The organism is Flavobacterium frigidum, from assembly GCF_048286795.2.
Window position 1 is genome coordinate 1 of the sequence record NZ_JBLVPT020000034.1, and the last position, 3,714, is coordinate 3,714.

Here is a 3,714-nt window from a genome sequence, read left to right on the forward strand (position 1 = left end):
AATTTGCAGCCTAAAAAAGGCGACTTCTTAAAAGACCTTATTTGAATTGTAGAGTCGTGAAATTTGAAGATTATATTAGAAAAAAGAGGTTTTTTCACAGCCTGACGTCCCCGCGCTACAAGCAGTTTGGGACTAAATTAAGACCATTCTTCGGATTAGCCTAATCTTCCAAATACAAAACCATGTTTAAATTAAGCCTAATACCCAAATTGCTTGTAGCGTGTGTTACCTGATGTGCTTTTATGCAGTTTCGGTATTGAATTCTGTATAAGTATTGGTTTTCATAATGTCAATTTTGAAATCTCCGTTTTCATCTTTCAGAATTATCACACTATCAAAACCTAATTTATCAAGTTTTTCTATTGTTGCCAATTCGCCTTCTGCAAGTTGTAAAACTCTGCGTAATAACCAATCAGACAAAGCTTTATTTGGGTTAGTCATCAAGGCTTTTGAGTTTTCTTGACAAACCTTTGCGGTAAATATTTCTCCTGTTGGAATTTCTAAGTTAAAATCTTGGTCACGTTTTGGAAAGAAATTTGGATATTTCCTGTGTAATTCCGCAGGAATTGGAATATAAATTTCTCCAAAATCTCTTTTTCTTCCATTCGCATTCCATTGATTTAAACCGCTTCTTTCAAAAATAAATTTTTCTCCTTTATGAATTCCGTAAAGAGGCAAAATCACATAATTTTCGCCCTTAACAAGTTTGTCAGTTGCAGTTTTTAAATTCTTATTCTCCTCAAACAATTCAAGAAGCAAAGAATACGGGTCTTCAATTATATCAATTGGTAAACGAAAAGCATTTTGAGGAATTATAAACTTTCTAAAAAGTGTACTTTTTGAATAATTGAAAGTATAGAGATTATTTCCATCTTCAAATTGTAAACTTGCTTTATTATCTTTAACAGAATGAATATTAGCAACATCTATGATGTTGTAATCCGTTTCATAAAGTAATAATTCTTTTTCTTTTCTCGCAACAATATGATAAAGTGAATCTTGAATATCGTACACACGATTTGCTAAATTTATTCTATCGTTTCTGAATTCTCCAAGCTTTAGTGCTAATTCTTTACCTTTGAAATCTCGTAAAGTTCTTGATAATGAGTTAAATTCTGCTACCTTTTCTGTACTGGAATTGCTATTACAAACAAAAGTTTTCAAACCAACACCAACAGAATTATAATTTGCGTCAAAAGCTGTATCTGAACGAGATAAATTGCCCGCATCGAAACTTCTGCAAAATATATTTTCGGCAACACGATAATTTATGAAAGGTACAGCACTTTCACTGAATAAACCCGAAAGCTTTGAAACTGCTGAAAGCAGTTTCAAATAATTTCCGTTTTTTTCAATGTCTATTTCTGCAAACGATTTCATAAAACTCTTATGATTTCGTCGCTAATTCTCTCAATTAATGTTGTAGTTACAGAATTCCCTGCTTGCATATAAAGTTTACTATTTGCCAAGTTTGGCAAAATGTAATTTTCGGGATAACCTTGAAATAGAAAACATTCTTTTGGAGTTAATTTTCTAATTCCAAAATCGTCTTTTATAAGCGGTACATTGTGTCCGCCAGTTCCCATATTTGCCGTTAAAGTTGGACAAACATTACTTTTATTTTCCCTTGCGTAAACTCTACGCCATTGATAAACTGTGTCTTTTGAAGTCATCGCTTTTTCAAGTTCTGGATAATATGCGTGGTCTTCTTTGTAATATAAATTATCTGCTTGCTTTCCTTTTTCTAAAATATCGTGAATAGTTTTTGTTAATTTAATTTCCGAAGGAAATTGGAAATTAGCAAAACTTTCAACTTGATTTGGGTCAAATGCTACAATGAAAATTCTTTCACGATTTTGTGGAATATTTGCGTGTGTCATTGAGTTCAAAATTTTAGTAAAAACTTTGTAACCTAATTTATCTTCTAAAACTGAAATAATTGTTTTAAACGTATTTCCATTATCGTGAGAAACTAAATTTTTCACATTTTCTAAAAATACAACTTTTGGTTTGTGCTTTTCTATAATCTGCTCAATGTCAAAAAACAATGTCCCTCTTGTGTCAGCAAATCCTTTTCTATTTCCTGCAATTGAAAAGGCTTGACAAGGAAAACCTGCACATAATACATCAAATTCTTGCGGAATGTAATTTTTAACACGTTCTTTTGTAATATCTCCAAATGGAATTTCTCCAAAATTTTCTCTGTAAGTTTTTTGAGCTGATGTTTCCCATTCGCTTGTAAATACACATTTTCCACCAACATTTTGCATTGCTAAACGAAAACCGCCAATTCCTGCAAAAAGGTCAATAAATTTAAAAGTGTAATTTTTTGGAGTTGGAAACGGGACGTTTTCAACTTCAAAAAGAAGTTGTTGCAAAGCGTCTTCTGCGACAATATTTATTTTTTCTTCAACTTGTTTGTATTCAACAAAGTTGTTTAAAATTTTCACTGCATCTTTTTTATAATGCTTTGAAACTCCGTTATGATAATTGTGTAAATAGTGTGTAATTAGTGCTTTATCGTATGGCTCAACAAGTTTTACCTGATAGTTTTTACCATCAAATTCTTTAATACTTATTTTTTCTAACACGTTCATTTACTTTATCTAAAATTAAGCTGCAATTTAGGATATTAATTCTAATAAATAAATTATAATCTCGTCAAAAGTATTTCAGTTGGACTGATAAATCTAATTTGAATTTGGTCACCGACTTGTGCATCAATACGACTGAACCAATCGCCTAATAATTTTAAATTTCCCGAACCTTGAAATTGTTTTGCATATTCAACTCGATGTTGATTTCCAGCTGCTAATAATTTTTCATTGACAATATAACCATCAGAGGTACTAAAGTCATATTCAGCTGATCTTATTGCAGAATGGTTATTTGTGATTTCAAATTCGTATGCAACATTAGCAGGTATTTGCAAATAACCTTCTCCAATTATAATACCTCGGCTATTTGTATATCTATGTTCTCCCCATTCTAAATGAGCTTGAAGTAATGTTGTGATAAATAAATCTCCTGTGTTTGGCATAATTTGTATATTTAGTTATTTTTCTCCGACTCTGCGGTCGCATATCAGGTAACGTTCTGGCACTACAGCGGGTTTGGGACTAAATTAAGCCCTATTTTCGGATTAGCCAAATCATACTAAGTACAAAACCATCTTTCGATTAAGCCAAATGCCCAAATCCGTTGTAGTGGCTGTTATGCGGGGGTTATTTTGTCGAAATTGCAATTAAACCACAATTTTTCACGCTTCTGTTGGCACATTCCAATTTTCACGTTTCTGCTTTTTCGGTTCGCAATTTTCAACGTTTTATTTTCAATTATTTACTTTTCGTTTTAAAATTCTTTGCAAAAAATTTCAAGTTTCAGTTTTTCAATTTTCTGTTAGCAGATTCCAACTTTCACGCTTCTGCTTTTCAAGTTTCTACTTTTCCCACTTCAGTTTTTCGTCTGTCAATTGTCAGATTACAACTTTCCGACTTCTGTTATCGATTCCAATTTTCACGCTTCTGCTGTGTAAACTTCTTGCGGAAACCGATGTTTATTTTCTAATTGTTTTCATCTGCGTAATTTCGGCATAACTCCCGCACAACGTCAGTCTGTGAAAAAACTCCCGTTTTATTATGCTCAAATATACTAAAAAACTTGTATTAAAAGAAGATTTTTCGTATTTTTAAGCATGCAACACATCATAGGTAT

Annotated in this window: 3 protein-coding genes; all 3 read right to left on the bottom strand. The window is 32.0% G+C overall.

Features of this window, described 5'->3' with window-relative positions:
• Positions 1-240: 240 nt before the first annotated feature.
• Genes ACNQGB_RS15895 through ACNQGB_RS15905 form a run of 3 tightly spaced genes read right to left on the bottom strand, consistent with a single transcriptional unit; the run spans position 241 to position 3,040 of the window.
• Positions 241-1,380, bottom strand: a complete 1,140-nt coding sequence (locus ACNQGB_RS15895; RefSeq protein WP_417947485.1) for a phospholipase D-like domain-containing protein — start codon at positions 1,378-1,380, stop codon at positions 241-243.
• Positions 1,377-2,597 (bottom strand): DNA (cytosine-5-)-methyltransferase, encoded by a 1,221-nt coding sequence (gene dcm / locus ACNQGB_RS15900; protein WP_417947483.1) that lies wholly within the window; start codon positions 2,595-2,597, stop codon positions 1,377-1,379. The genes ACNQGB_RS15895 and dcm overlap by 4 nt, the downstream gene beginning before the upstream one ends.
• Before the next feature lie 53 nt (positions 2,598-2,650).
• Positions 2,651-3,040: a hypothetical protein gene (locus ACNQGB_RS15905; RefSeq protein WP_417947481.1), complete on the bottom strand. Its 390-nt coding sequence runs from the start codon at positions 3,038-3,040 to the stop codon at positions 2,651-2,653.
• Between the last annotated feature and the right edge of the window lie 674 nt (positions 3,041-3,714).